Here is a 23185-nt window from a genome sequence, read left to right on the forward strand (position 1 = left end):
GACTCTAATGATCTAAAAACTTTTTAATAAATACCTTTATAGAATATTCATATCACCGAGACGTCACGCAGTACCCTGTGGGAGCGGGCGCGCCCGCGAACACCGGCGTAGCCGGTGCCATCCACCGCGTCGCCTGCTTCGCGGGCGCGCCCGCTCCCACAGGGTCCTGCGCCCACAAGCAAAAACGCCGACACATGGTGTCGGCGTTGGGTCATGCAAGGTAATGCAAGCGCATCAGAACGCCGGCAGCACCGCACCTTGGTACTTCTTGGCGATGAATTCCTTCACTTCCGGGCTGGTCAGGGCCTTGGCCAGTTTCTGGATGGCTTCGCTGTCCTTGTTGTCAGGGCGGGCGACCAGGAAGTTCACGTATGGCGAGTCGCTACCTTCGATCACCAGCGCGTCCTTGGCCGGGTTCAGGCCGGCTTCCAGGGCGTAGTTGGTGTTGATCATGTCCAGGTCGACCTGGTCCAGCACGCGCGGCAGCATGGCCGACTCAAGCTCGCGGAACTTCAGCTTCTTCGGGTTCTCGGCAATGTCCTTGGGGGTGGCCAGTGCGTTTTTCGGATCCTTCAGGGTGATCAGGCCAGCCTTCTGCAACAGCAGCAGAGCGCGGCCGCTGTTGCTGCCCTCGTTAGGGATGGCAACGGTAGCGCCTTCTTTCAGTTCACTCAGGCTCTTGACCTTCTTCGAGTAACCACCGAAGGGTTCGACGTGCACGCCGATCACGGTATCCAGGTGGGTGCCCTTGCCTTCGTTGAAGTTCTGCAGGTACGGCAGGGTCTGGAAGTAGTTGGCGTCCAGGCGCTTCTGGTCAACCTGGACGTTCGGCTGCACATAGTCGGTGAAGACCTTGATCTGAAGGTCCACACCTTCCTTGGCCAGGGTCGGCTTGATCAGCTCGAGGATTTCGGCGTGCGGTACCGGGGTGGCGGCAACCACCAGTTTCTCGGCGGCAGCAGCCAGGCCGGCAAACGACAGGGCAGCGGCCAGGGCAGTGGTCAGCAGGGTCTTCTTCATGGTGATCCTTGTTCTGGTTCTGGGCCATCGGCGATGGCGAATCGGGTGCCCAACCGGTTCACCAGCGGGCGTGAGGCGGACAATACCCAGATTTTTTATTCCGTAACAATATCTTTTATTTAGCTGCTTATTCCAAAAGCAAACTGCCATCAGCCACTTTGCTTATGAGCGGTGTCTAGCGCGCGGGGTTTGCCAGGTCGAGGTCCTCAGCCAGGATCTCTTCGCCGTCATTCACCAGCAAGGCGAAGTGGATGACGTTCTCCAGTTCACGGGTGTTGCCCGGCCAGGGATGTGCTTCCAGCACCTGCTGCGCCGCCTCGCTCACGAGCGGCACAGGCCGCTGCAGGCGCACGCTGTAGATGCCCACGAAGTACTCGGCCAACGGCAGGATATCGCCCGGCCGCTCGCGCAGTGGCGGCAGCTCCAGCGCCCCCTCGCGCAGGTACTGGTACAGGCGCTCGTTGAAGCGTCCCGCGCGCACCACCCGCGCCAGGTCGATGCTGGTAGCAGCCACCAGGCGCACGTCCACCGGCTGCGGCTGCTGTGCACCCACCCGGGTAACCTCGCGGTTTTCCAGGGCTGCCAGCAGCTTGCCCTGGATGGCCAGCGGCAAGTCGGCGATCTCGTCCAGGTACAACGTGCCGCCATTGGCCGAGCCGAACCAGCCGGCGCGGCTGCTGGCTGTGCCGCCCTGGCTGCCCGCACTGTAGCCGAACAGCTCGGCATCGGCGTAGGTGGGGCTGATGGCCGCGCAGTTGACCGACACGAACAACCCGCTGCGGTCACTGGCACGGTGGATCTGCCGGGCCAGCAGTTCCTTGCCAGTGCCGGTTTCGCCGCGGATCAGCACTGGCAAGGGCTGTGGCGCCAGGCGCTCGAGCTCCTCGCGCAGCTGCTGTGACCGTGGGTCGATGAACACCAGTGCCTTGGCGCGGATGCTCAGCGGGCTCTTGTCCAGCTCAGGGAAGGTCAGCAATGGCTGGCCAAAAGGGTTTTGAAAAGTCATGACGAACTCCCGCCCCAGGCCTGCAATGGCCGGGCGTCAGGCAAGCGGTAAACAGTAAGGGCGATCAGGCGCGGCGCAGTGCGCGCTGCTCGACCCGGCTCTGCAAGCGATACAGGTAGGCGAAACCTTGTTCCCAGCGCTCATGGCCGGACTTGACGTTGATGTGCCCGGCATTGGTCAGCAGCCCTGCTTCGGCGCCCCAGACCTGGGCCAGGTATAACGCCCTTGGCACGCTCACGGCCGGGTCGTTGTCCGAGCTGACCACCTGGCTGGGAAATGGCAGTGCTTCGGTCGGGATCGGCGCGAAATTGCGCAGAGCCGGCGCGCAGGTCGGCCGCTCTACGTCTGCTGGCGCCACCAGCAGCGCGCCCCGTACCCGCCGCAGCAGGGCCGGGCTGGCTTGCGCGGCCCAATGAGCGACGGTTATGCAGCCCAGGCTATGGGCAATCAGAATCACCGGCGAGCGCTCGGCGGCAATCGCCTGCTCCAGTGCCTGCACCCAGTCCTGGCGTTGCGGGGTCAGCCAGTCGTGCTGCTCGACCCGGGTGCTATTGGGCAGGGTGCGCTGCCAGTGACTTTGCCAATGGTTGTCTGGCGATCCTTGCCAGCCCGGCACAATCAGGTAACGAATCGACTCATTGCGCATGGGGACGCCTCCAGTGAGTTTGCGTGCTTGGAGACAAGTATAGGGAGGGAGTTATATCAGTAAAGGAATAAGAAGCTATTTATTAATAACCGAAATGCAATCCCTGTGGGAGCGGGTTTATCCGCGAATGCGTCGGTGATACCTACATCGCATCCGCGGGTGAAACCGCTCCCACAGGGGGCATTGATAGCCATGAAATCCTGGCAAAAAAAAGGGCCATCCCCTGCCAAGAGATATGGCCCCTAAGCACTTGCCTGAAGAAAGTCGACGAGATCAGCGCGCGGTAATCACTGCCAGCTTGCTGATCCCGGCACGTTCGATAGCCGCCATGGCCCGCGCCACTTCGCCGTAGTTCACACCGTCATCGGCCTGCAGTTGTACGCGCACGTCCGCGTCCTTGCTTTTGGCGGCCTTGAGGCTGGTTTCCAGCAAGTCGGGCTGGATCTCATCCTTGTTGATGAACAACTTGCCGTCACCATCGATGCTGACCACCAGCGGGTCCTTCTGCTCCACCGGGGCCACGGCCTCGGTCTTGGGCAGGTTGATGGGTATGGCATTGGTCAGCAGCGGCGCGGTAACGATGAACACCACCAGCAACACCAGCATGACGTCCACCAACGGCGTGACGTTGATTTCACTGAGGACTTCATCACTGTCCTGGGTCGAAAAGGCCATGTCAGGATGCCTCCTTCACAGGCTGGGTGAAACCGGCCTGGGGCCTGTGCACCGCCGGGTGCACCAGCACGCGGAAGGCACTCTTCTGCGCCAGGCTGTAGAAGTCGTGGGCGAAATCATCGAGGTCGGCGGCGGTAAGCTTGAGGCGGCGCAGGAAGTAGTTGTAGACCAGCACCGCCGGCACCGCGACGGCGATACCCACGCCGGTGGCCACCAGTGCCGCGCCAATCGGCCCGGCCACGGTTTCCAGGCTGGCGGAACCGGCCGCGCTGATGCCCTTGAGCGCTTCCATGATGCCCCACACGGTGCCGAACAGGCCGATGAAGGGCGAGGTACTGCCAATACTGGCGACCACCGCCAGGCCGGTTTCCAGCGAACGGCGCTCACGCACGATCTGCTGGCGCAGGGCGCGTTCCAGGCGGTCCTGGTGATTGATGGCGTGGCTCAGGTCATTGGCCTGGCTGTCACCGACGGCGATGGCGGCATAACCGGCCTGGGCAACACGGGCGGCAGGGCCAGGCAGTTCGTGGCTAGGCTCGGCAGCCGAGTCCAGGCTCGAAGCGGCCCAGAACTGCTGGTGGAAGCGCTTGTCCTGGTTCTTCAGCCGCACGAACTGCACGACCTTGACCAGGGCCAGGCCCCAGGTGACGACAGAAAAACCGACCAGCAGCCAGATGACTGCGCTTTCAACGGATTCGAGGGGGGATGCCAGCAGGCTCATGATGATGTCTTCCTGTGTTCTGCGAAAAAGTTAGCGAAGCTTGAAATCGATCGGCACGCTGACCCAGCCGGTCTGGGCCACGTCGCCCTGCTTGGCAGGCACGAAGCTCCAGCGCTTGACCGCAGCCAGTGCGGCAGCGTCGAGGGCATCGCGGCCGCTGCTCTTCTGGATCTGGATCTGCCCGGGCTTGCCGCTGGGCAGCACCTCGACGCGCAGCAGCACGGTGCCTTCCCAACCGCGGCGCTGAGCCATCTGCGGGTACTCGGGCGCCGGATTCTTCAGGTACGCAGCGTTGGCCGATGCCGGGGTGACCGGGGCCGGCGCGGGTGGCGCTGGCGGTGCCGGAGCGGCTACAGGGGCTGGCGGCGGGGCCTCGACCGGCTTGGGCTGCGGTTTTGGCTGTTGCTTGACCACCGGCTTGGGCACGGGCTTTGGTTTGGGTTTGGGCTTGGCGGCCAGTTCGTCGACAACAGGCGGCGGTGGCGGCTGGACTACCGGCGGTGCCGGGGCTGGTGGCGGTGGCTCGACCACAGGCGGTGCCGGCGCGGCGAACTCGATGGTCATCGGTGGTACTTGCGGTGGCACCACCGGCAGCTCGGGCGTTGGTGCCTGGCTGACCCAATACGCTGCTGCGCCATGCAAGGCCAGCACCAGCAGGCCCAACACCAGCTTGTCGCGGCGCTTGAGCCCACTGACGGGCGTGCGTTGCAGGCGCAGCTGGCCAAGCGGGAGGCGAAGCGTGCGTCCAAGGTCGACCAGGTCGCCCGGGGCCGGGCGCCATGGCTGGTCGTAGGCCCTGACGGCCGACTGGACATTACCCATTGATCAAACTCCTGGGGTCTCGATTCAGGTGTGTGGCTGAATCATCGGGGTCAGGGGCTTATCTCTTAAAGTAATGTTTAAAATTATGGTTAGAACTTTACTGAATATATATTTTGGCAAGTTTTCTCAACGCCGCGAGTTACGCGGGGTGTAGCAGAGCGAGCCGTGAATCATGCTTTGCAGGCATTCAAAATATTCGCGCAAGGCATGAGATTGCCGCGAGGGCTTGCCGGCGATGGGCTGAAAAGCAGCCCCGACAATCTCCCAGGCAATAAAAAACCCGGGACCAATCCCGGGTTTTCCATCATCAAAGGCGTCTCAGATATCCGCTACCTTCTGCCAAACCTTCGGCCGGAAGAACAATGTCTCCCCCCGCGCCAACCCGGTCAGGCTGTCATGGTCCTTGACCACTTCGGCCTCGATCAGCTCGCTCTGCCCCTCCACCTTCAAGGTCACCCGCGTGGTCGCGCCCAGCGGCCGAATATCCCTCACCTCGGCTGCATGGTGCCCTTCGGTCTCGTGCCGCGACAGCGACACCTCATGCGGGCGGAACAGCACATGATGCCCTTCGCTCAAGGCCAGGCGGTTGGAGTCACCAAGGAAGTGGTAGACGAAGTCGTTGGCCGGGTGCTCGTACACCTCGCCCGGCGAGCCGATCTGCTCGATCACGCCCTTGTTCATCACCACGATGCGGTCAGCCACTTCCATGGCCTCTTCCTGGTCGTGGGTGACGAACACCGACGTCAGGTTGATGTCCTCGTGCAGGCGCGCCAGCCAGCGACGCAGCTCCTTGCGCACCTTGGCATCCAGCGCACCGAACGGCTCGTCCAGCAGCAGCACCTTGGGCTCCACCGCCAGCGCACGAGCCAGGGCGATACGCTGGCGCTGGCCACCGGACAACTGCTCGGGGTAGCGGTCGGACAGCCAGTCCAGCTGCACCATGTTCAGCAGTTCATGCACCTTCTCGGCAATCTTGCTCTCGCTCGGACGCTCGCCCTTGGGCTTCATGCGCAGGCCGAAGGCGACGTTGTCGAACACACTCATGTGGCGGAACAACGCGTAGTGCTGGAACACGAAACCGACGTTGCGGTCGCGAACGTCATGGCCGGACACGTCCTCGCCATGGAACACGATATTGCCCTGGTCCGGGGTTTCCAGGCCGGCGATGATGCGCAGCAGGGTGGTCTTGCCGCAGCCGGACGGGCCGAGCAGGGCCACCAGCTCGCCGCTGTTGATGTCCAGGTTGATGTTGTCCAGGGCCTGGAAGCTGTTGAAGCGCTTGCTGACGTTACGAACTTCGATCGACATGAATCATTCCTCCGCGGCGCTGTGGCGCAGGCGGTTAATACGGTTCTCGCTCCACTGCTTGAGCAGCAGGATGAAGAGCGCCAGGATCAGCAGCAGGCTGGCCACGCTGAAGGCCGCGACATGGTTGTACTCGTTGTAGAGGATCTCCACGTGCAGCGGCAAGGTATTGGTCACGCCGCGAATGTGGCCCGACACGACCGACACCGCACCAAACTCGCCCATTGCCCGCGCAGTGCACAGCACCACGCCATAGATCAGGCCCCATTTGATGTTCGGCAGGGTCACGTGCCAGAACATCTGCCAACCATTGGCACCGAGCAGGCGCGCGGCCTCCTCTTCCTGGGTGCCCTGCTCCTGCATCAGCGGTATCAGCTCACGGGCCACGAACGGTACGGTGACGAAGATGGTGGCCAGAACGATGCCCGGCAGGGCGAACACGATCTGGATATCGTGGTCCTGCAGCCACGGCCCGAACAGGCCTTGCGCACCGAACATCAGCACGTAGACCAGGCCGGCGATCACCGGCGACACCGAGAACGGCAGGTCGATCAGGGTGACCAGGATACTCTTGCCACGGAAGGTGTACTTGCTCACGCACCAGGCGGCGCTGACGCCGAACACCAGGTTCAGCGGCACCGAAATGACCACGGCGAGCAGGGTCAGCTTCAGCGCCGACAACGCATCCGGCTCGAAGATCGCCTCGAAGAAGGTGCCAAAACCGTTCTTCAGTGCCTGCGATACCACGATCACCAGTGGCAGCAGCAGGAACAGCGCGAACACCAGCCAGCCTAGGCCGATCAAGATACGCCGCGAAGTGGCGCTGCCCCGGCGGGCGGCGTTGGCGGCGGCGGTTGCATTCAGGGATGAACTGGACATGCCGGCCTCCTTCAAGGGGTTTCGATGCGGCGCTGCAGCAGGTTGATCAGCAGCAGCAGGATGAAGGAAACCACCAGCATCAGCACGCCAATGGCGGTCGCGCCGGTGTAGTCGTACTGGTCGAGCTTGACCATGATCAGCAGCGGCAATATCTCGGTCTTCATCGGCATGTTGCCGGCAATGAAGATCACCGAACCATACTCGCCCACGCCACGGGCGAAGGCCAGGGCAAAGCCTGTCAGCCAGGCAGGCAGCAACGCTGGCGCCAGCACGTGGCGGAACACTTGCAGCGGCTTGGCGCCCAGGCAGGCGGCGGCCTCCTCCACTTCACGCGGAATGTCGGCCAGTACCGGCTGCACCGTCCGCACCACGAACGGCAGGGTGACGAAGGTCAGCGCCAGGGTGATACCCAGCGGGGTGTAGGCGATCTTGAAGCCCAGGTCGGTGGCGAACTGGCCAACCCAGCCCGAGGGTGCGTACAGGGCGGTCAGGGCGATACCGGCTACGGCCGTGGGCAGGGCGAACGGCAGGTCGATCATCGCATCGATGATCTTGCGCCCAGGGAAGGTGTAGCGCACCAGCACCCATGCCAGCAGGGTACCGATCACACCGTTGATGATGGCGGCGAACAGGGCGGTGCCGAAACTCAGCTTGAGCGCGGCAATCACCCGCGGCGCGCTGATGACGTTCCAGAACTGCTCCCAGGTAAGCTGCGCGGCATGCACGAACATGGCGGCCAGCGGTATCAGCACGATCAGGCTGAGGTACACCAAGGTGTAGCCCAGCGTCAGCCCGAAGCCGGGTATGACGGGGGAAATGCGGCGTGACATAAATATCCCTGGTTGAACGCACGAAACCCGGAATCAATCCCGGGCCGGTGCAGGCTTCTGAATCTTGGGGCTGCTTTGCAGCCCAATCGCGACGCAAGGCCGCTCCCACAGGAGATTGCGGTTCCTTGTGGGAGCGGCCTTGCGTCGCGAATGGGCCGCATGGCGGCCCCGCTTTTCCTTGGCGATTACTGTGCCTGATAGATCTGGTCGAACACACCGCCATCGTTGAAGAATTTCGGTTGTGCAGTTTTCCAGCCACCAAAGTCCTTGTCGATGGTTACCAGCTCAAGTTTCGGGAATTGCTTGCCGAACTCGGCAGCGACCTTCTCGTCACGCGGGCGGTAGAAGTTCTCGGCGGCAATCTTCTGCCCGGCCGGGCTGTACAGGTGCTTGAGGTATTCGGTGGCAATCTCGGTATTGCCCTTCTTCTCGGCGTTCTTGTCCACCACCGCCACCGGCGGCTCGGCGAGGATCGACAACGACGGCACGACGATGTCGAACTTGTCGGCACCACCGTCTTCCTTCAGCGCCAGGAAGGCCTCGTTTTCCCAGGCCAACAGCACATCGCCCTGGCCGTTATTGACGAAGGTGATGGTCGAGCCACGGGCGCCGGTATCCAGCACCGGAACGTGCTTGAACAGCTCCTGCACGTATTCCTTGGCCTTTGCTTCGCTACCGCCGGCCTTCAGGCCATAGGCCCAGGCAGCCAGGAAATTCCAACGGGCGCCGCCGGAGGTTTTCGGGTTGGGGGTGATGACCGAAACGTCTTTCTTGATCAGGTCGCCCCAGTCCTTGATGCCTTTCGGGTTGCCCTTGCGCACCAGGAACACAATGGTCGAGGTGTACGGGGTGCTGGCATTCGGCAGGCGGCTCTGCCAGTTGTCCGGTAGGCTCTTGCCGAGCTTGGCGACTTCATCGATGTCGCCGGCCAGGGCCAAGGTCACCACGTCGGCACGCAGTCCGTCGATCACCGCACGGGCCTGCTTGCCCGAACCGCCGTGGGATTGCTGGATCTTCACCTTGTCGCCCGGGTGAGCCTGCTGCCAGTGCTTGATGAACTCGGCGTTGTATTGCTGATAGAGCTCGCGGGTCGGGTCGTAGGACACGTTCAGCAGTTCGTAGTCCTTGGCGATGGCGGAACCGGCAAAAACAGCACTGGCCAGGGCGGCGAGCGCATAACGGCGGATGGACATGGTGAAGCTCCCGATTGGCATTTTTCTAGTTTTGAATGTGTGGCGCGATCAGCCGGTCTTGTTGCCGGGCTGCTGCAGGCGGAACTTCTCCTTGCGCTCGATCTGTACGACCTGAGCGTTGTGCACGGTAATCTCCACCGCACCGAATCGCAGGTCGCGCAGAGCGCTCTGGATTTCACGCAGAATGGTGGCTTCGTCCTGACCGTCGATGCTACGCAGAGATGCACTCATGCTCGTTCTCCTTGGAGTGAGGGTGCCGGGCTGAGGTTTGAAGGGGGATTTGCGCCTGGCTTGAGGGCAATAGTAGTGAGGCGGGGTTATTCTTAAAAATAATGTTTAAGAATGTTTATATAACCGAAAATAAAAGCTCGTTTTCAAGACAACAGAAGGCCCTGTGGGAGCGGGCGTGCCCGCGAATGCGTCAGTAAATTCACCATCGCATTCGCGGGCACGCCCGCTCCCACAGGGTTCAGTGCTGGGTTTCGGTCTTGTGTTCAGGCTCGCGGATCTTGTACCAGGCCACATACAGGGCCGGCAGGAACAGCAGCGTCAGCAGGGTCGCCACGATGATCCCGCCGATCATGGCGTAGGCCATCGGCCCCCAGAACACCTCGCGGGCAATCGGGATCATGCCCAGGCTCGCCGCCGCCGCAGTCAGCAGAATCGGCCGGCGCCGATGGTTGGTGGCCTCTACCACCGCATCCCACGGCGACAAGCCCTGGGCTTCGAACTCGTCGATCTGGGTCACCAGGATCACCGAGTTACGAATGATGATGCCCGCCAGCGCGAGAATGCCGAGAATCGCCACGAAGCCCATGGGCGTACCTGTGGGCACCAGCGCGATGATCACGCCAATCAGCCCCAGCGGCGCCACGCTGACCACCAGGAACAGCTTCTGCACGCTGTGCAGCTGGATCATCAGGAACGTCGCCATCAGGAACAGCATCAGCGGGATGACCTTGCGGATCGGCCCCTGCGCCTTGGCGCTTTCTTCCACCGTACCGCCGGTGGCCACTTCGAAGCCCACCGGCAACTTGCTGGCGAACTCGTCGATCTTCGGCTTCAACTGGGCCACCAGGTCGGTTGGCTGGATGTCGCCGTTGACCGAGGCCTTGATGGTGATGGTCGGCTTGCGGTCACGGCGCCATACCAGCGGCTGCTCCAGCTCGTAGCGCACGGTGGCGAACGCCAGCAGCGGGATCGAGGTGCCGTTGGGTGTCAGGATCTGCAGGTTCTGCAGCGTATCGGGCGAGCCACGCTCGCTATCCTCGGCACGGGCGACCACGTCGACCAGGTAGATGTTGTCGTTGACCTGGGTGATCTGCACACCGCTGACGATGCTGTTCATCACATTGGCCACATCCTCCGACGACAGGCCCAGCTGGCGCGCCTTGTCCTGGGCGATTTCCACGCGCAACACCTTCCCCGGCTCGTTCCAGTCGTAGATCATCTCGCCAATGTGCTCGTTCTGGTCGAGCAAGGTGGCTAGCTCGATGGCATGTTTGCGCACCTCGTCGATATTGGCGCCGCTGACCCGATACTGGATCGGCCGGCCCACCGGTGGGCCCATTTCCAGCGATTGCACGTTGGTGCCGATGCCAACGAACTCTTCATGCAGGATCTTCTGCAGGCGGTCCATCATGGCCTGGCGTTCCTCGAAGCCCTTGCTGACGATCACCAGCTGCGCGTAGTACGGGTTCTGCAACTGCTGGTCGAGGGGCAGGTAGAAGCGGATCGCGCCCTGGCCGATGTAGGTACTCCAGTGCACCAGGTCCGGGTCGTCCTTGATCCGCGCCTCGAAGCGGTCGACCACCTTGCGCGTCTCCTCGATCGAGGCGTTCTGCGGCAGGTTGAGGTCGACGAGGATTTCCGGGCGGTCCGAGGACGGGAAGAACTGGTTCTGCACGAAGCGCTCGCAGAAGATCGCCAGGGCGAACAGCACCACGGTGCCGATGATGGTCAGCCAGCGGTTGCGCATGCACCACAACAAACCATGCTCGAAGGCCCGGCCGACACGGCCCGGCTCGGCCTCATGGGGCTTGAGCTTGGCGCTGCTGAGAATGTGCACACCTAGCACCGGGGCGAAAAACACCGCCACAACCCACGACACCATCAGTGCCACGGCAATTACCGCAAACAGCGTGTAAGTGTACTCACCCGCCGAACTGGCATTGAGGCCGATCGGCACGAAACCGGCCACCGTCACCAAGGTGCCGGTGAGCATGGGGAAGGCTGTGGAGGTATAGGCAAAAGTCGCCGCCTGCTCCTTGCTTTCGCCCATTTCCAGCCGGGTGACCATTACCTCCACGGTGATCATCGCATCGTCCACCAGCAGGCCCAGGGCGATGATCAGCGCGCCCAGCGAAATCCGCTGCATGGTGATACCGCTGTATTCCATGAACACGAACACCATGGCCAGCACCAGCGGGATCGAACAGGCCACCACCAGCCCGGCACGCACGCCGAGGCTGACGAAGCTCACCGCCAGCACGATCACCACCGCCTCGAACAGCGCACTGGTGAAGCCGCCCACCGCTTGCTTGACCACCACGGCCTGGTCGGAAACAGTGTGCACCCCGACGCCCACCGGCAAGTCTTCGATCACCTTGTCCATGCGCTTTTTCAGAGCCGCGCCGAACACCTGGATATTGCCGCCGGCCTTCATGCCGATGGCCAGGCCCAACGCCGTCTGGCCGTTGTAGCGGAACATCGGCGAAGGAGGGTCGACGTAGCCGCGCTCGATATCGGCGATATCGGCCAGGCGGAAGAAGCGGTCGTTGATCTTCAGGTTGACGGTTTGCAGGTCCTTTTCCGAGGTGAACTGCCCGGAGGTACGCACCGAGATACGTTCCGGCCCGGCCTCGATCACACCGGCAGGGGTCACGGCGTTTTGCGATTGCAGGGCCTGCATGACCTGGCGCTGATCGATGCCCAAGGCTGCCAGCTTGCGGGTGGAGAAGTTCAGGTACAGCACTTCGTCCTGGGTACCGATCAGCTCGATCTTGCCGATGTTGGGCACATCGCGCACTTCGGCCCGCGCCTGTTCCACGTAGTCGCGCAGCTGGCGCAGGGTCAGGCCGTCGGCGGTGAAGGCGTAGATCGAACCGAACACATCGCCGAATTCATCGTTGAACCCTGGCCCCTGGATGCCCGCAGGGAATTCACCGCGAATGTCCTGGATCTTCTTGCGCACCTGGTACCAGATTTCCGGGATGTCCTTGGCCTTGGTGGTGTCGCGCAGGTACACGTAGACCGTGGATTCGCCGGGGCGGGTGTAGCTTTTGGTGTAGTCGAGGGAGTCGAGTTCCTCTAGCTTCTTCTCGATACGGTCGGTGACCTGGTACAGGGTTTCGTCCTGGGTCGCGCCGGGCCAGCGGGTCTGGATGACCATGGTCTTGATGGTGAAGGACGGGTCTTCCTCACGGCCCAGGTTGAAGTAGGAGAAGATCCCCATCAGCAGGCCAACGAACATCAGGTACCAGACGAACGATTGATGCTTGAGTGCCCAGTCGGACAGGTTGAAGCTTCCTTTCATTGCGCATCCTCGTCGAAGGTGACCTTCTGGCCGGGCTTGAGGCTGTTCACGCCCGCTGTCACCACCCGCTCGCCGGGCTGTACGCCCGAAGTCAGGACGATGCTGTCGGCGGTGCGGCCGATCAGGGCCACGTCACGAGTGGCCACGGTCTTCTGCTGCGTATCGATCACCCATACCTGGGTCTTGCCGTCGCGCTCGAGCAAGGCACTCAAAGGCAGTTCGCTGCGTGGCGATACCTCCGAACTCAGGGTCACGCTGATGGCGGTGCCCAGGTGGAAGGCCGCCGGGGTGCTGGCCAGGGTCAGGCGAGCGCGGCGGGTGCGAGTGGTGGCGTCGGCTTGGGGTTCCAGTTCCCGCAGGCTGGCGGTGGTGTTGATGGTCGGGTCCAGCTGCGAAGCAACGGTGAAGGTCAGGCCTTTGCTCAACTGCTCGGCCAGGCCGATCGGCAGGTCGATCACTGCTTCCTTCACATCCGGCCTGGCCAGGGTTACCACGGCCTGGCCGGCGGTGACGGTTTGCCCGGCTTCGGCCTGCCAGGCAGTGATTACCGCAGCGTGGTCGGTGCGCAGGGTACTGTAGTCGAGCTGGTCACGCGCCTGGCTGAGCGCGGAGCGCGCCTGCTCCAACGCCGCGCTGGTGGTTTTCAGGTTGGTCTGGGCGATATCCAGCTGGGCCTGGGCGCCTACGCCACGGTCGTAAAGCTGTTGCTGGCGGCGGGCATCGGCCTGGGCGTTGATCCACTGCGCCTGCACCTTGGCCAGGTCGCCTTCGGCGGCGCGCAACTGGTTCTGCTGGTCGGTCGGGTCGAGGGTGGCCAGGATGTCACCCGGTTTCACCTGAGCGCCCACATCCAGCCAGCGCCGAGCAATACGCCCGGAAACCCGGAAGCCCAAGGTGCTTTCGAAACGCGCCTGGATACTGCCGGCGAAACGGCCCAACTGCGACTGCACCTGGGGTTCGACCTTGACCGACAGCACCGGCCGAATCGGCTCTGGTGCTTCGTCCTCGCTACTGCAACCGGCCAGCAGCACGCCGGCCGACAGGATCATCAGCAGGCGATTCATAGCTCCCCCCCTTGGGCGCTGGCATCTACCTTCTGCACCTGCATGCCGGGGTGCAGCAACTGCCCGCCATTGACCACCACGGTTTCGCCGCCTTTCAGGCCACTGGCGACCACGATCCTGCCGGTGAGATAACGGCTGACCTCGACCTTGCGCAGCTCTACCTTGTCACCCTCGCCCACTACCCAGACGGCGGGTTCATGCAGGGCCTTGGTCAGTGCCGACCATGGCAGCTCGATGCTTGGCCGACCCTGTGCATTGGTGGTGGCCGTCACCGGTGCACCCAGTTGCATCCCTGGCGGTACATCCCGCAATCCGACCTTGACCTGTACCGTGCCGCTTTGCGCAGACACTGTTGGAGTGATTTCGCGCACGAAGCCACGGGCCTGGACCTTGGGGTCGTCCAGCAGGCTGACGATCACGCCGGCATCGCTGGCTGGAGCCACCAGCAGCGATTCGTAGACATTGAACACAGCATCACGGTCGCCATCGGTGGCGAGGCTGAAGATTGGCATGGTCGCCTGCACCACCTGGCCGACCTCGGCCTGGCGCTCGGTGATGACCCCATCGGCCTCGGAGACCAGCGCGGTATAGCTCAGTTGTTCGTTGGCGTTGGCCAATTGCGCCTGTGCGGCCTTGAGCGCGCTCTGGTTGCTACGCAGCGCGGCTTCGGCGGAATCGTATTCGCTCTGGCTGGTGTAGCCCTTGGGCAACAGCTTCTGCTGACGAACGAAGGCAGCGCTGGTCTGGGTGACCCGCGCCTGCGCGGCGAATACCTCGGCCTTGGCCGAGTCGACATTGTTCTGCAGGTCTTTCGGGTCCAGCCGCGCCAGCACTTGGTTGGCCTTTACGTGGTCACCGACATCGACACTGCGCGAAATGATCTTGCCGCCCACACGGAACGACAGGTCGGTCTGCACCCGCGCCTGTACATCGCCGGTCAAGGTGACCCTGGCCGCGAAGTCGGTGGGTGATACCTGTTGCACGCCTACGCGAGGCAGTGTTTCGGTGGTTTCTTCCTTACTACAGCCCGACAGCAGGGACACAAGCCCCAGGCAGACGACCAACAGCGGACGCATCAACGTCATGCAGGCTCCTTGCTTGCGCGCAAATGATTCGTGGGATGCGACTGTTAGCGTAGATCAGGGTTCGATAAACATCACTGACCGCGACCAAGCTGGCACTTTCGGCGCCTGCGCGAGCCTCTTCGCGGGTAAACCCGCTCCCACAGGGCATGCGCAAGCCCTGAAGGCTGCACAGTCCCTTGTGGGAGCGGGTTTACCCGCGAAAGGGCCGGTACAGGTCAGAGCTGAACTGAAGCCTTGTTCAGCCCCAGTTCGATGTCATCGATCAGTGCTTTGGCAAAGCCGCTGAGAATTCTCGCGGCACTACCGGCCAGCCGGTCATTTTCCATCTCGGCTTCAGTCGTCAGGTGATTGATGCACCCGAGCATTACGGAGAGTTCGGAGAAGGCATGGTTGAAGGGAATATCTCCTATATCTGGACAAGGAGTTGCCACCTTCATCTTTCTCACGGATCAGGGCGGCAACCGTACGCGAGGTGAGAAACCGCGGATATAGGAACGCAGCCAGACGTAAGTCTGCCCGCGCACGGTTGCCATGACGAAAGCACTATATCGTTGGGTTCTCACACCCAGTCCCAAGTACGTTATCCCTGAGGCATTTCCCCAGCAACAGAGCAGCTTCCACACGGCTCGTAGGATAATTCCCAAGCCGATCCAACTGAAGCCTTTGGTTTGAGTTGATGAAAAGTCGTACGCCTCGAGGGCCTCTTCGCGGGCATGCCCGCTCCCACAGGAATGTCGCCAGCCCCAGGCCAGTGCTGTACCTGTGGGAGCGGGCGCGCCCGCGAAGAGGCCGGCACAGCAACGCATAAGCTTCTGCCATATTCAGAAACCATCAGCCACCCGGTGGCCTCCGCTTCAGCCACTACCTTTCAAAAGGAGGTTCAATTTCAAGGAAGATCACAATGCCATTAGCCGAATCCCACCGACTGCGTCGTGGGCGCTACTCCGAGCCAGGCAGGCTCTACCTGCTGACTACCATCACGCACAAACGAAAACCACTGTTCCATGACTTCGACAATGCTCGCCTGGTGGTCAAACATCTGCGGGTTTCAAATGACATTCAGGATTGCCATTCTTTGGCCTGGGTAGTGATGCCGGACCACCTGCATTGGCTGGTCGAGCTGAAGGATGTGGCATTGGGAACGTTGATGCGCAAGTTCAAATCACGCACGGCCATTGCGTTGCGCAAGGCAGGTGTCAGGCACAAACCGATCTGGCAACCCGGTTACCATGACCATGCGCTGCGACGGGAAGAATGTGTGGTGCATGTAGCCCGGTACATTGTTGCCAATCCCTTGAGGGCTGGATTGGTCAGGAGTGTCAGGGACTATCCACACTGGGATGCGGTATGGCTTTGAGTCGGCGTTGGGGCCTTCGCGGGCTTGCCCGCTCCCACAGGGATCATCACAAGCCTGAAGGCTGTGATGTCCTTGTGGGAGCGGGCAAGCCCGCGAAAGGGCCGGATCAGACCGACGCAGCCACCTGCGCCGGGCGCTTGACCTGTGGCTGCGAAGCATTCGCCGCAGCGCCCTCTTCGATCGCCTGCTGAATCGCCTTGCGACGACGCTCTTCGGCCTGGCGGCTGAAGTACCAGACGAAGAAGGTCACCAGCGACACCGACAGCAGGATCAGGCTTGCCACGGCGTTGATCTCCGGTTTCACGCCCAGGCGCACTGCCGAGAACACTTCCATCGGCAAGGTGGTAGAACCAGGGCCTGACACGAAGCTGGCCAGCACCAGGTCATCCAGCGACAGGGCGAACGACATCATGCCGCCCGCCGCCAGCGACGGCGCGATCATCGGGATGGTGATCAGGAAGAACACCTTCCACGGCTTGGCACCCAGGTCCATCGCCGCTTCCTCGATCGACAGGTCCAGCTCACGCAGGCGTGCCGACACCACCACCGCCACATACGCCGCACAGAACGTGGTGTGGGCGATCCAGATGGTGACGATGCCGCGCTCCTGCGGCCAGCCGATCATCTGCGCCATGGCCACGAACAGCAGCAACAGCGACAGACCGGTGATCACCTCGGGCATCACCAGCGGCGCGGTGACCAGGCCACCGAACAGCGTGCGGCCCTTGAAGCGGGTGACCCGGGTCAACACGAACGCCGCCAGGGTACCCAGCGCCACCGCCGCCACCGCCGTGTAGCAGGCGATTTCCAGCGAACGCATCACCGAACCCATAAGCTGGGTGTTGTCGAGCAAGCCGACGTACCACTTCACCGACCAGCCGCCCCATACCGTCACCAGCTTGGAGGCGTTAAACGAGTAGATCACCAGGATCAGCATCGGCAGGTAAATGAACAGCAAGCCGAGCACAAGCATCAGCTTGGAGAAACTGAAGCGCTTCATGCCCTGCCCTCCATTTCTTTGGCCTGGCTGCGGTTGAACAGCAGGATCGGCACGATCAGGATCGCCAGCATCACCACCGCCAGTGCAGAGGCCACCGGCCAGTCACGGTTGTTGAAGAACTCTTGCCACAGCACCTTGCCGATCATCAGGGTTTCCGGGCCGCCGAGCAGTTCAGGGATCACGAACTCACCCACCACCGGGATGAACACCAGCATGCAGCCGGCGATGATGCCGTTTTTCGACAGCGGCACGGTGATCTTCCAGAAGCTGTTGAAGGTGCTCGAACCCAGGTCCGAAGCGGCCTCGAGCAGGCTCGGGTCGTGCTTCACCAGGTTGGCGAACAGCGGCAGGATCATGAACGGCAGGTATGAATAGACCACACCGATGTACACCGCCAGGTTGGTGTTGAGGATCTGCAGCGGCTGGTCGATCAACCCGGTCCAAAGCAGGAAGCCGTTGAGCAGGCCGTTGTTGCTGAGAATGCCCATCCAGGCATAGACGCGGATCAGGATCGCGGTCCAGGTCGGCATCATGATCAGCAACAGCAGGACCGTCTGGGTTTCCTTCTTGGCGTTGGCAATGGCATAGGCCATCGGGTAGCCGATCAGCAGGCACAGCAGGGTGCTGAAGAAGGCCATCTTCAGCGAGCCAAGGTAGGCCGAGATATACAGCTCATCCTCGGTCAACAGGCCATAGTTGGCCAGGTTGAGCACCAGCTGGACCTTGTCTTCGACGTAGCTGTAGATCTCGGTATACGGCGGGATCGCCACGTCGGCTTCGGCGAAGCTGATCTTCAACACGATGAAGAACGGCAGCATGAAGAACAGGAACAGCCAGATGAACGGCACGCCGATCACCAGGTGCCGCCCCTCCGGGGTAATACGCTGGAAGGCTCGCTTGAGCTTGCGCAGTTTCATGACCGCAGTACCACGCCGCTGTCGTCTTCCCACCACACGTACACTTCATCGCCCCAGGTCGGGCGCGTGCCCTGGCGCTCTGCGTTGGCGACGAACGACTGGACGACCTTGCCGCTCGGCAACTCGACGTAGAACACCGAGTGCCCACCCAGGTAGGCAATGTCGTGAACCTTGCCACGCGACCAGTTGTGCTCGCAGGTCGGTTGCTGGGTGGTGACCAGCATCTTTTCCGGGCGCAGGGCGTAGGTGATGTGCTTGTCTTCTACCGAAGTGGTGATGCCGTGGCCGACATAGATCTTGCGCTCCAGCTCCGGGCTGGCAATGATCGCGTGGCCTTCGGCGTCGTCGACCACTTCACCTTCGAACAGGTTGACGTTGCCGATGAACTCGCACACCAGGCGGCTGGTAGGCGTCTCGTAGATATCCACCGGCGAGCCGATCTGGGCGATCCAGCCCAGATGCATGATGGCGATACGCTGGGCCATGGTCATGGCCTCTTCCTGGTCGTGGGTCACCATCACGCAGGTCACGCCCACGCGTTCGATGATCTCTACCAGTTCCAGCTGCATCTGCGAACGCAGTTTCTTGTCCAGCGCACCCATCGGCTCGTCGAGCAGCAGCAGCTTGGGGCGCTTGGCCAGCGAGCGGGCCAGGGCCACGCGCTGGCGCTGGCCGCCGGACAGCTGGTGCGGCTTGCGCTTGGCATACTGTGTCATGTGCACCAGCTTGAGCATCTCGGCCACACGGGCCTCGATCTCTGCCTTGGGCATCTTGTCCTGCTGCAGGCCGAAGGCAATGTTCTGCGCCACGGTCATGTGCGGGAACAGCGCGTAGGACTGGAACATCATGTTGATCGGCCGCTCGTAGGGCGGCATGTCGGTGATGTCGACGCCATCGAGGAAGATCCGCCCTTCGGTCGGGCGCTCGAAGCCGGCCAGCATGCGCAGCAAGGTGGACTTGCCGGAACCGGAGCCACCCAGCAGGGCGAAGATCTCGCCCTTGCGGATTTCCAGGGACACATCGTCCACGGCTACCGTTTCGTCGAACTTTTTCGTGACCCGGTCGATCTTGACCAGCACCTGCTTGGGTTGCTGGCCACCCTCGAGGGCTTTTTTATAGGCACCGGAGGCAACTGCCATGAGTGAAACTCCCAACAAGATTTTTGTGCCCGCGAGCCCTGTTCTACAGGTGCCGCCACGGGCCTGGATTTTTACTTGCCCGACTTGACCTTGGTCCAGCTACGGGTCATCAGCCGTTGCACCTTGGGTGGCAACTCTGAGTTCACGAACATCTTGTTCAGCACTTCCTGCGGTGGGTAAACCGCGGCGTCAGTCCTCACGGCCTGGTCCATCAGGTCGCCAGCCTTGGGGTTCGGGTTGGCGTAACCGACGTAATCACTGACCTGGGCGATAACCTCAGGCTTCAGCAAATAGTTGATGAAGGCATGCGCCTCTTTGACGTTTTTGGCGTCCTTGGGAATCGCCAGCACATCGAACCAGAGGTTGCCGCCTTCCTTGGGAATTGCGTAGGCCAGGTTCACGCCCTTCTTCGCTTCTTCGGCGCGCGCCTTGGCCTGGAACACATCACCCGAGAAACCTGCCGCGACGCAGATGTCGCCGTTGGCCAGGTCGGTGATGTACTTGGACGAGTGGAAGTAGGTCACGTACGGGCGTACCGCCAGCAGCTTTTTCTCGGCGGCCTGGTAGTCCTTGGCATTGGTGCTGTTGGGGTCCAGCCCCATGTAGTTGAGCACCGCCGGCAGCATCTCGTCCGCCGAGTCGAGGAAGGCCACGCCGCACTTGGCGAGCTTCTTCATGTTCTCGGGCTCGAACAGCACTGCCCAGGAGTCAATGGTGTCCACGCCCAGCGCGGCCTTCACCTTGTCGACGTTGTAACCGATGCCGTTTGTGCCCCACAGGTAAGGCACGGCGTACTGGTTGCCCGGGTCGTTCCTTTCCAGGCGCTTCATCAGCGCCGGGTCCAGGTTGGAATAGTTGGGCAGCAGGTTCTTGTCGAGCTTCTGGAACGCGCCCGCCTTGATCTGCTTGCCGAGGAAATGGTTGGATGGCACGACCACGTCATAGCCGGTGTTGCCGGCCAGCAGCTTGCCTTCCAGGGTTTCGTTGGAGTCGAACACGTCTTGCACGGGTTTGATGCCCGTGGCTTTCTCGAAGTCCGCGAGTGTGGTCGGGCCGACGTAGTCGGACCAGTTGTAGAAGTGCACCGTAGGCGCCGCTTGGACGCTGCATGCCAGCGTCAGGCCCGCTCCAGCCATCAAGGCCTTGCGGAATACAGAAATGGACAAGTGGGTGGTCCTCACAATCAGTGCCTGGGTAGCGACAATGCTGCCGCACACGCAAAACCGGCGCGCAACTTACCTTCGCAGCTTCGATGCCGCAATCATCAATTGCCTTTCACTGGCTCTGGGCCGGGGTTCCCCGGCCCAGAGGTACCGCATCGGGCTTATTTGCCCGACTTGATCTTGGTCCAGCTGCGGGTGATCACACGCTGGGCAGACGCTTCAGGCGCAGCGATCGCGTACAGCTGCTTCTTCACGTCAGCTGGCGGATAGATGCTCGGATCGCTGGTGATTTCCTTGTCCACGAACTGAGTGGCGGCAGCGTTGCCGTTCGGGAAGCGCACGGCGTTGGTGATCTCGGCCATGATTTCCGGCTGCATCAGGAAGTTCATGAACTGGTAGGCAGCGTCTTTATGCTCGGCATCCTTGGGGATGGCGACCATGTCGTAGAAGGTACCGGCACCTTCCTTCGGAATGACGTAGTCCACTTTTACCTTGTCGCCGGCTTCGTGGGCACGGGCCTTGGACTGTTCCAGGTCACCCGAGTAACCGACAGCTACGCAGATGTTGCCGTTGGCCATGTCGCCGATGTACTTGGACGAGTGAAAGTAGGTGATCGAAGGACGGATCTTGAGGAACAGGTCCTCGGCGGCCTTCAGGTCTTCCTTCTTGGTGCTGTCGGTCGGCAGGCCCAGGTAGTGCAGCGCGGCCGGCAGCATTTCGGTCGGGGCATCCAGGAAGCTCACACCGCAGCTCTTGAGCTTGGCGATGTTCTCAGGCTTGAACACCACGTCCCACGAGTCGATCTTGTCCACGCCCAGCGCGGCCTTGACCTTCTCCGGGTTGTAGCCGATGCCGATCGAGCCCCACATGTACGGGAAGGCGTGCTTGTTGTCCTTGTCGCTGGCATCGCCAACGGCCTTGAGCAGGTCAGGGTCGAGGTTCTTCCAGTTCGGCAGCTTGGAGCGGTCCAGTTCCTCGTACACGCCAGCCTTGATCTGCTTGGCCAGGAAGTTGTTAGAAGGCACGACGATGTCATAGCCCGACTTGCCTGCCAGCAGCTTGGCTTCGAGGGTTTCGTTGCTGTCGAAGACGTCGTACTTGACCTTGATGCCCGACTGCTTCTCGAACTTGGCGATGGTGTCCGGAGCGATGTAGTCCGACCAGTTGTAGACGTTCAACACCTTGTCTTCAGCCTGAACAGCGGTAGCCATGGCACCCATCAGGGCGGCGGCCAGCAACGTCTTGCCTATTTTATTCATGCGTAATGCTCCAGAATTTTTTATTTAGCCATCTGTTCAGCAGCCAGGACCTACGGTGCAGAGCGCGCGGCGACTGAAACAGTCGCTAGTCTGGCAAGTTACAAGGCTCTGTATCAAGGAAAGCAGGGCCTTGTAACGACTTAATGTCACATCGCTAGCCTAGCAAACTGTCAACGAATCGCTTCAAGCGTCAGGTCCAGGCATTTGCGTGCCTTTTCCACCAGTTCGTCGATCTCTGCATGGCTGATTACCAGCGGTGGCGCAATGATCATGGTGTCACCCACCGCGCGCATGATCAGGCCGTTGTCGAAGCAGAAGGTGCGGCAGATCATGCCCACGCCCTTGCCTTCGTAACGGCTGCGGGTGGCTTTGTCCTTGACCAGCTCGATAGCGCCGAGCAGGCCCAGGCCGCGTACTTCACCCACCAGAGGATGGTCCTGCAGTTCACGCAAACGCTTTTGCAAATACGGTGCCGCTTCTGTGCGCGCCTTCTCGACGATTTTCTCGTCACGCAGGATGCGCAGGTTTTCCAGGCCTACGGCGGCCGCTACCGGGTGGCCCGAATAGGTGAAGCCGTGATTGAAGTCGCCGCCTTGGCTGAGTACCTGGGCCACGGTGTCACGCACGATCACACCGCCCATGGGGATGTAACCGGAAGTCAGGCCCTTGGCGATGGTCATCAGGTCGGGCTTGAGGTCGTAGTAGTCAGAGCCGAACCACTCGCCGGTACGGCCGAACCCGCAGATCACTTCGTCGGCGACGAACAGGATGTCGTACTTGGCGAGGATCTCCTTCACCTTCGGCCAGTAGGTTTCCGGCGGGATGATCACGCCGCCGGCGCCCTGGATCGGCTCGGCGATGAAGGCGGCGACATTGTCTTCGCCGACTTCGAGGATTTTCTGCTCCAGCTGCTCGGCCGCCCACACCCCGAACTCATCCGGGGTCATGTCGCCGCCTTCGCCGAACCAGTAAGGCTGCGGGATATGCACGATGCCCGGGATCGGCAGGCCACCCTGCTCGTGCATGCCGCTCATGCCGCCCAGGCTGGCGCCAGCCACGGTGGAGCCGTGGTAGCCGTTGATGCGGCCGATGATGGTCTGCTTCTGTGGCTTGCCTTTCAGCGCCCAGTAATGGCGGACCATGCGCAGCACGGTGTCGTTGCCTTCCGAGCCGGAGCCGGTGAAGAACACATGGGTCATGCCTTGCGGCGCCACGTCGGAGATTGCCTTGGCCAGTTCCAGCGCAGGCGGGTGGGCAGTCTGGAAGAACAGGTTGTAGTACGGCAGCTCGCGCATCTGCTTTTCTGCCGCCTGCACCAGTTCTTCACGGCCATAACCCACTGCCACGCACCACAGGCCAGCCATGCCGTCGAGGATCTTGTGCCCCTCGCTATCCCACAAATGCACACCCTGGGCCTTGGTGATGATGCGCGGCCCCTTCTCCTTCAGCTGCTTGTAGTCACTGAAGGGCGCGAGGTGGTGCTCCCCGCTCAGGGTTTGCCATTCACGGGTTTGCGGGTTGTTGACGCTCATGTGCTTCTCCGTTGTTCGACAGCCGCGTCCTGCGGCA

22 protein-coding genes are annotated in these 23185 nt (G+C 61.8%); 1 reads left to right on the forward strand and 21 read right to left on the reverse strand.

From position 1 onward, the window contains the following. Nucleotides 1–234: 234 nt before the first annotated feature. The 15 genes from V3314_RS02550 to V3314_RS02620 form a co-directional block, all read right to left on the reverse strand. The gene (locus V3314_RS02550; RefSeq protein ID WP_025341021.1) at nt 235–1020 is read right to left on the reverse strand and encodes a MetQ/NlpA family ABC transporter substrate-binding protein; all 786 of its coding nucleotides are present in this window, start codon (nt 1018–1020) and stop codon (nt 235–237) included. A 175-nt stretch (nt 1021–1195) separates the two neighbouring features. Next, nucleotides 1196–2026 (reverse strand): sigma 54-interacting transcriptional regulator, encoded by an 831-nt coding sequence (locus V3314_RS02555; RefSeq protein WP_085601839.1) that lies wholly within the window; start codon nt 2024–2026, stop codon nt 1196–1198. Between the two features lie 64 nt (nt 2027–2090). After that, nucleotides 2091–2672, reverse strand: a complete 582-nt coding sequence (locus tag V3314_RS02560; protein WP_046613601.1) for an alpha/beta hydrolase — start codon at nt 2670–2672, stop codon at nt 2091–2093. A gap of 273 nt (nt 2673–2945) precedes the next feature. Then, nucleotides 2946–3347: a biopolymer transporter ExbD gene (locus V3314_RS02565; protein ID WP_046613602.1), complete on the reverse strand. Its 402-nt coding sequence runs from the start codon at nt 3345–3347 to the stop codon at nt 2946–2948. Between the two features lies 1 nt (nt 3348). Further along, nucleotides 3349–4068 (reverse strand): MotA/TolQ/ExbB proton channel family protein, encoded by a 720-nt coding sequence (locus tag V3314_RS02570; RefSeq protein ID WP_046613603.1) that lies wholly within the window; start codon nt 4066–4068, stop codon nt 3349–3351. Nucleotides 4069–4098: 30 nt separating this feature from the next. Further along, a complete protein-coding gene (locus V3314_RS02575; protein WP_025341026.1) occupies nt 4099–4890 on the reverse strand; it encodes an energy transducer TonB in 792 nt (263 codons plus the stop codon). Between the two features lie 318 nt (nt 4891–5208). After that, entirely contained in the window at nt 5209–6198 is a 990-nt protein-coding gene (locus tag V3314_RS02580; protein WP_013974693.1) for a sulfate ABC transporter ATP-binding protein, read from the reverse strand. A 3-nt stretch (nt 6199–6201) separates the two neighbouring features. Beyond that, complete coding sequence (gene cysW / locus V3314_RS02585) at nt 6202–7074, reverse strand: sulfate ABC transporter permease subunit CysW (RefSeq protein ID WP_025341027.1); 873 nt, start codon at nt 7072–7074, stop codon at nt 6202–6204. Nucleotides 7075–7085: 11 nt separating this feature from the next. Beyond that, nucleotides 7086–7904, reverse strand: a complete 819-nt coding sequence (cysT, locus tag V3314_RS02590; protein ID WP_046613605.1) for a sulfate ABC transporter permease subunit CysT — start codon at nt 7902–7904, stop codon at nt 7086–7088. Between the two features lie 185 nt (nt 7905–8089). Beyond that, entirely contained in the window at nt 8090–9097 is a 1008-nt protein-coding gene (locus tag V3314_RS02595) for a sulfate ABC transporter substrate-binding protein (protein ID WP_046613606.1), read from the reverse strand. Nucleotides 9098–9145: 48 nt separating this feature from the next. Beyond that, nucleotides 9146–9328: a sulfur starvation response protein OscA gene (gene oscA / locus V3314_RS02600; RefSeq protein WP_003258557.1), complete on the reverse strand. Its 183-nt coding sequence runs from the start codon at nt 9326–9328 to the stop codon at nt 9146–9148. 238 nt (nt 9329–9566) lie between these two features. Next, a complete protein-coding gene (locus V3314_RS02605; protein WP_046613607.1) occupies nt 9567–12632 on the reverse strand; it encodes an efflux RND transporter permease subunit in 3066 nt (1021 codons plus the stop codon). Beyond that, nucleotides 12629–13696, reverse strand: a complete 1068-nt coding sequence (locus tag V3314_RS02610; protein ID WP_046613608.1) for an efflux RND transporter periplasmic adaptor subunit — start codon at nt 13694–13696, stop codon at nt 12629–12631. Before V3314_RS02610 ends, V3314_RS02605 begins: the two co-directional genes overlap by 4 nt. Further along, nucleotides 13693–14781, reverse strand: a complete 1089-nt coding sequence (locus V3314_RS02615) for an efflux RND transporter periplasmic adaptor subunit (protein ID WP_046613609.1) — start codon at nt 14779–14781, stop codon at nt 13693–13695. The genes V3314_RS02610 and V3314_RS02615 overlap by 4 nt, the downstream gene beginning before the upstream one ends. A 215-nt stretch (nt 14782–14996) precedes the next feature. After that, nucleotides 14997–15218, reverse strand: coding sequence for a DUF3077 domain-containing protein (locus tag V3314_RS02620; RefSeq protein ID WP_046613610.1), 222 nt, complete (start codon nt 15216–15218; stop codon nt 14997–14999). A 464-nt stretch (nt 15219–15682) separates the two neighbouring features. Here V3314_RS02620 and V3314_RS02625 point away from each other — a divergent pair, with 464 nt between their 5' ends. After that, a complete protein-coding gene (locus V3314_RS02625; protein ID WP_085601833.1) occupies nt 15683–16138 on the forward strand; it encodes a transposase in 456 nt (151 codons plus the stop codon). A gap of 106 nt (nt 16139–16244) precedes the next feature. On the opposite strand, the gene V3314_RS02630 is transcribed toward V3314_RS02625, so the two are convergent. The 6 genes from V3314_RS02630 to V3314_RS02655 all read right to left on the reverse strand — a co-directional run bounded on the left by V3314_RS02630 (nt 16245) and on the right by V3314_RS02655 (nt 23148). Beyond that, nucleotides 16245–17138 (reverse strand): ABC transporter permease subunit, encoded by an 894-nt coding sequence (locus tag V3314_RS02630; RefSeq protein ID WP_046613611.1) that lies wholly within the window; start codon nt 17136–17138, stop codon nt 16245–16247. Then, nucleotides 17135–18055 (reverse strand): ABC transporter permease subunit, encoded by a 921-nt coding sequence (locus V3314_RS02635; protein ID WP_015272217.1) that lies wholly within the window; start codon nt 18053–18055, stop codon nt 17135–17137. Before V3314_RS02635 ends, V3314_RS02630 begins: the two co-directional genes overlap by 4 nt. Continuing rightward, nucleotides 18052–19194 (reverse strand): polyamine ABC transporter ATP-binding protein, encoded by a 1143-nt coding sequence (gene potA / locus V3314_RS02640; RefSeq protein ID WP_046613612.1) that lies wholly within the window; start codon nt 19192–19194, stop codon nt 18052–18054. The genes V3314_RS02635 and potA overlap by 4 nt, the downstream gene beginning before the upstream one ends. A gap of 71 nt (nt 19195–19265) precedes the next feature. Further along, the gene (locus V3314_RS02645; RefSeq protein ID WP_044047171.1) at nt 19266–20360 is read right to left on the reverse strand and encodes a polyamine ABC transporter substrate-binding protein; all 1095 of its coding nucleotides are present in this window, start codon (nt 20358–20360) and stop codon (nt 19266–19268) included. A 158-nt stretch (nt 20361–20518) separates the two neighbouring features. Beyond that, nucleotides 20519–21616, reverse strand: a complete 1098-nt coding sequence (locus V3314_RS02650) for a polyamine ABC transporter substrate-binding protein (RefSeq protein ID WP_338459904.1) — start codon at nt 21614–21616, stop codon at nt 20519–20521. 170 nt (nt 21617–21786) lie between these two features. After that, nucleotides 21787–23148, reverse strand: coding sequence for an aspartate aminotransferase family protein (locus tag V3314_RS02655; RefSeq protein ID WP_046613614.1), 1362 nt, complete (start codon nt 23146–23148; stop codon nt 21787–21789). Nucleotides 23149–23185: the final 37 nt, after the last annotated feature.

This window comes from Pseudomonas sp. TE3-3-F2023 (assembly GCF_036784815.1).
GTDB lineage: Bacteria > Pseudomonadota > Gammaproteobacteria > Pseudomonadales > Pseudomonadaceae > Aquipseudomonas > Aquipseudomonas pudica.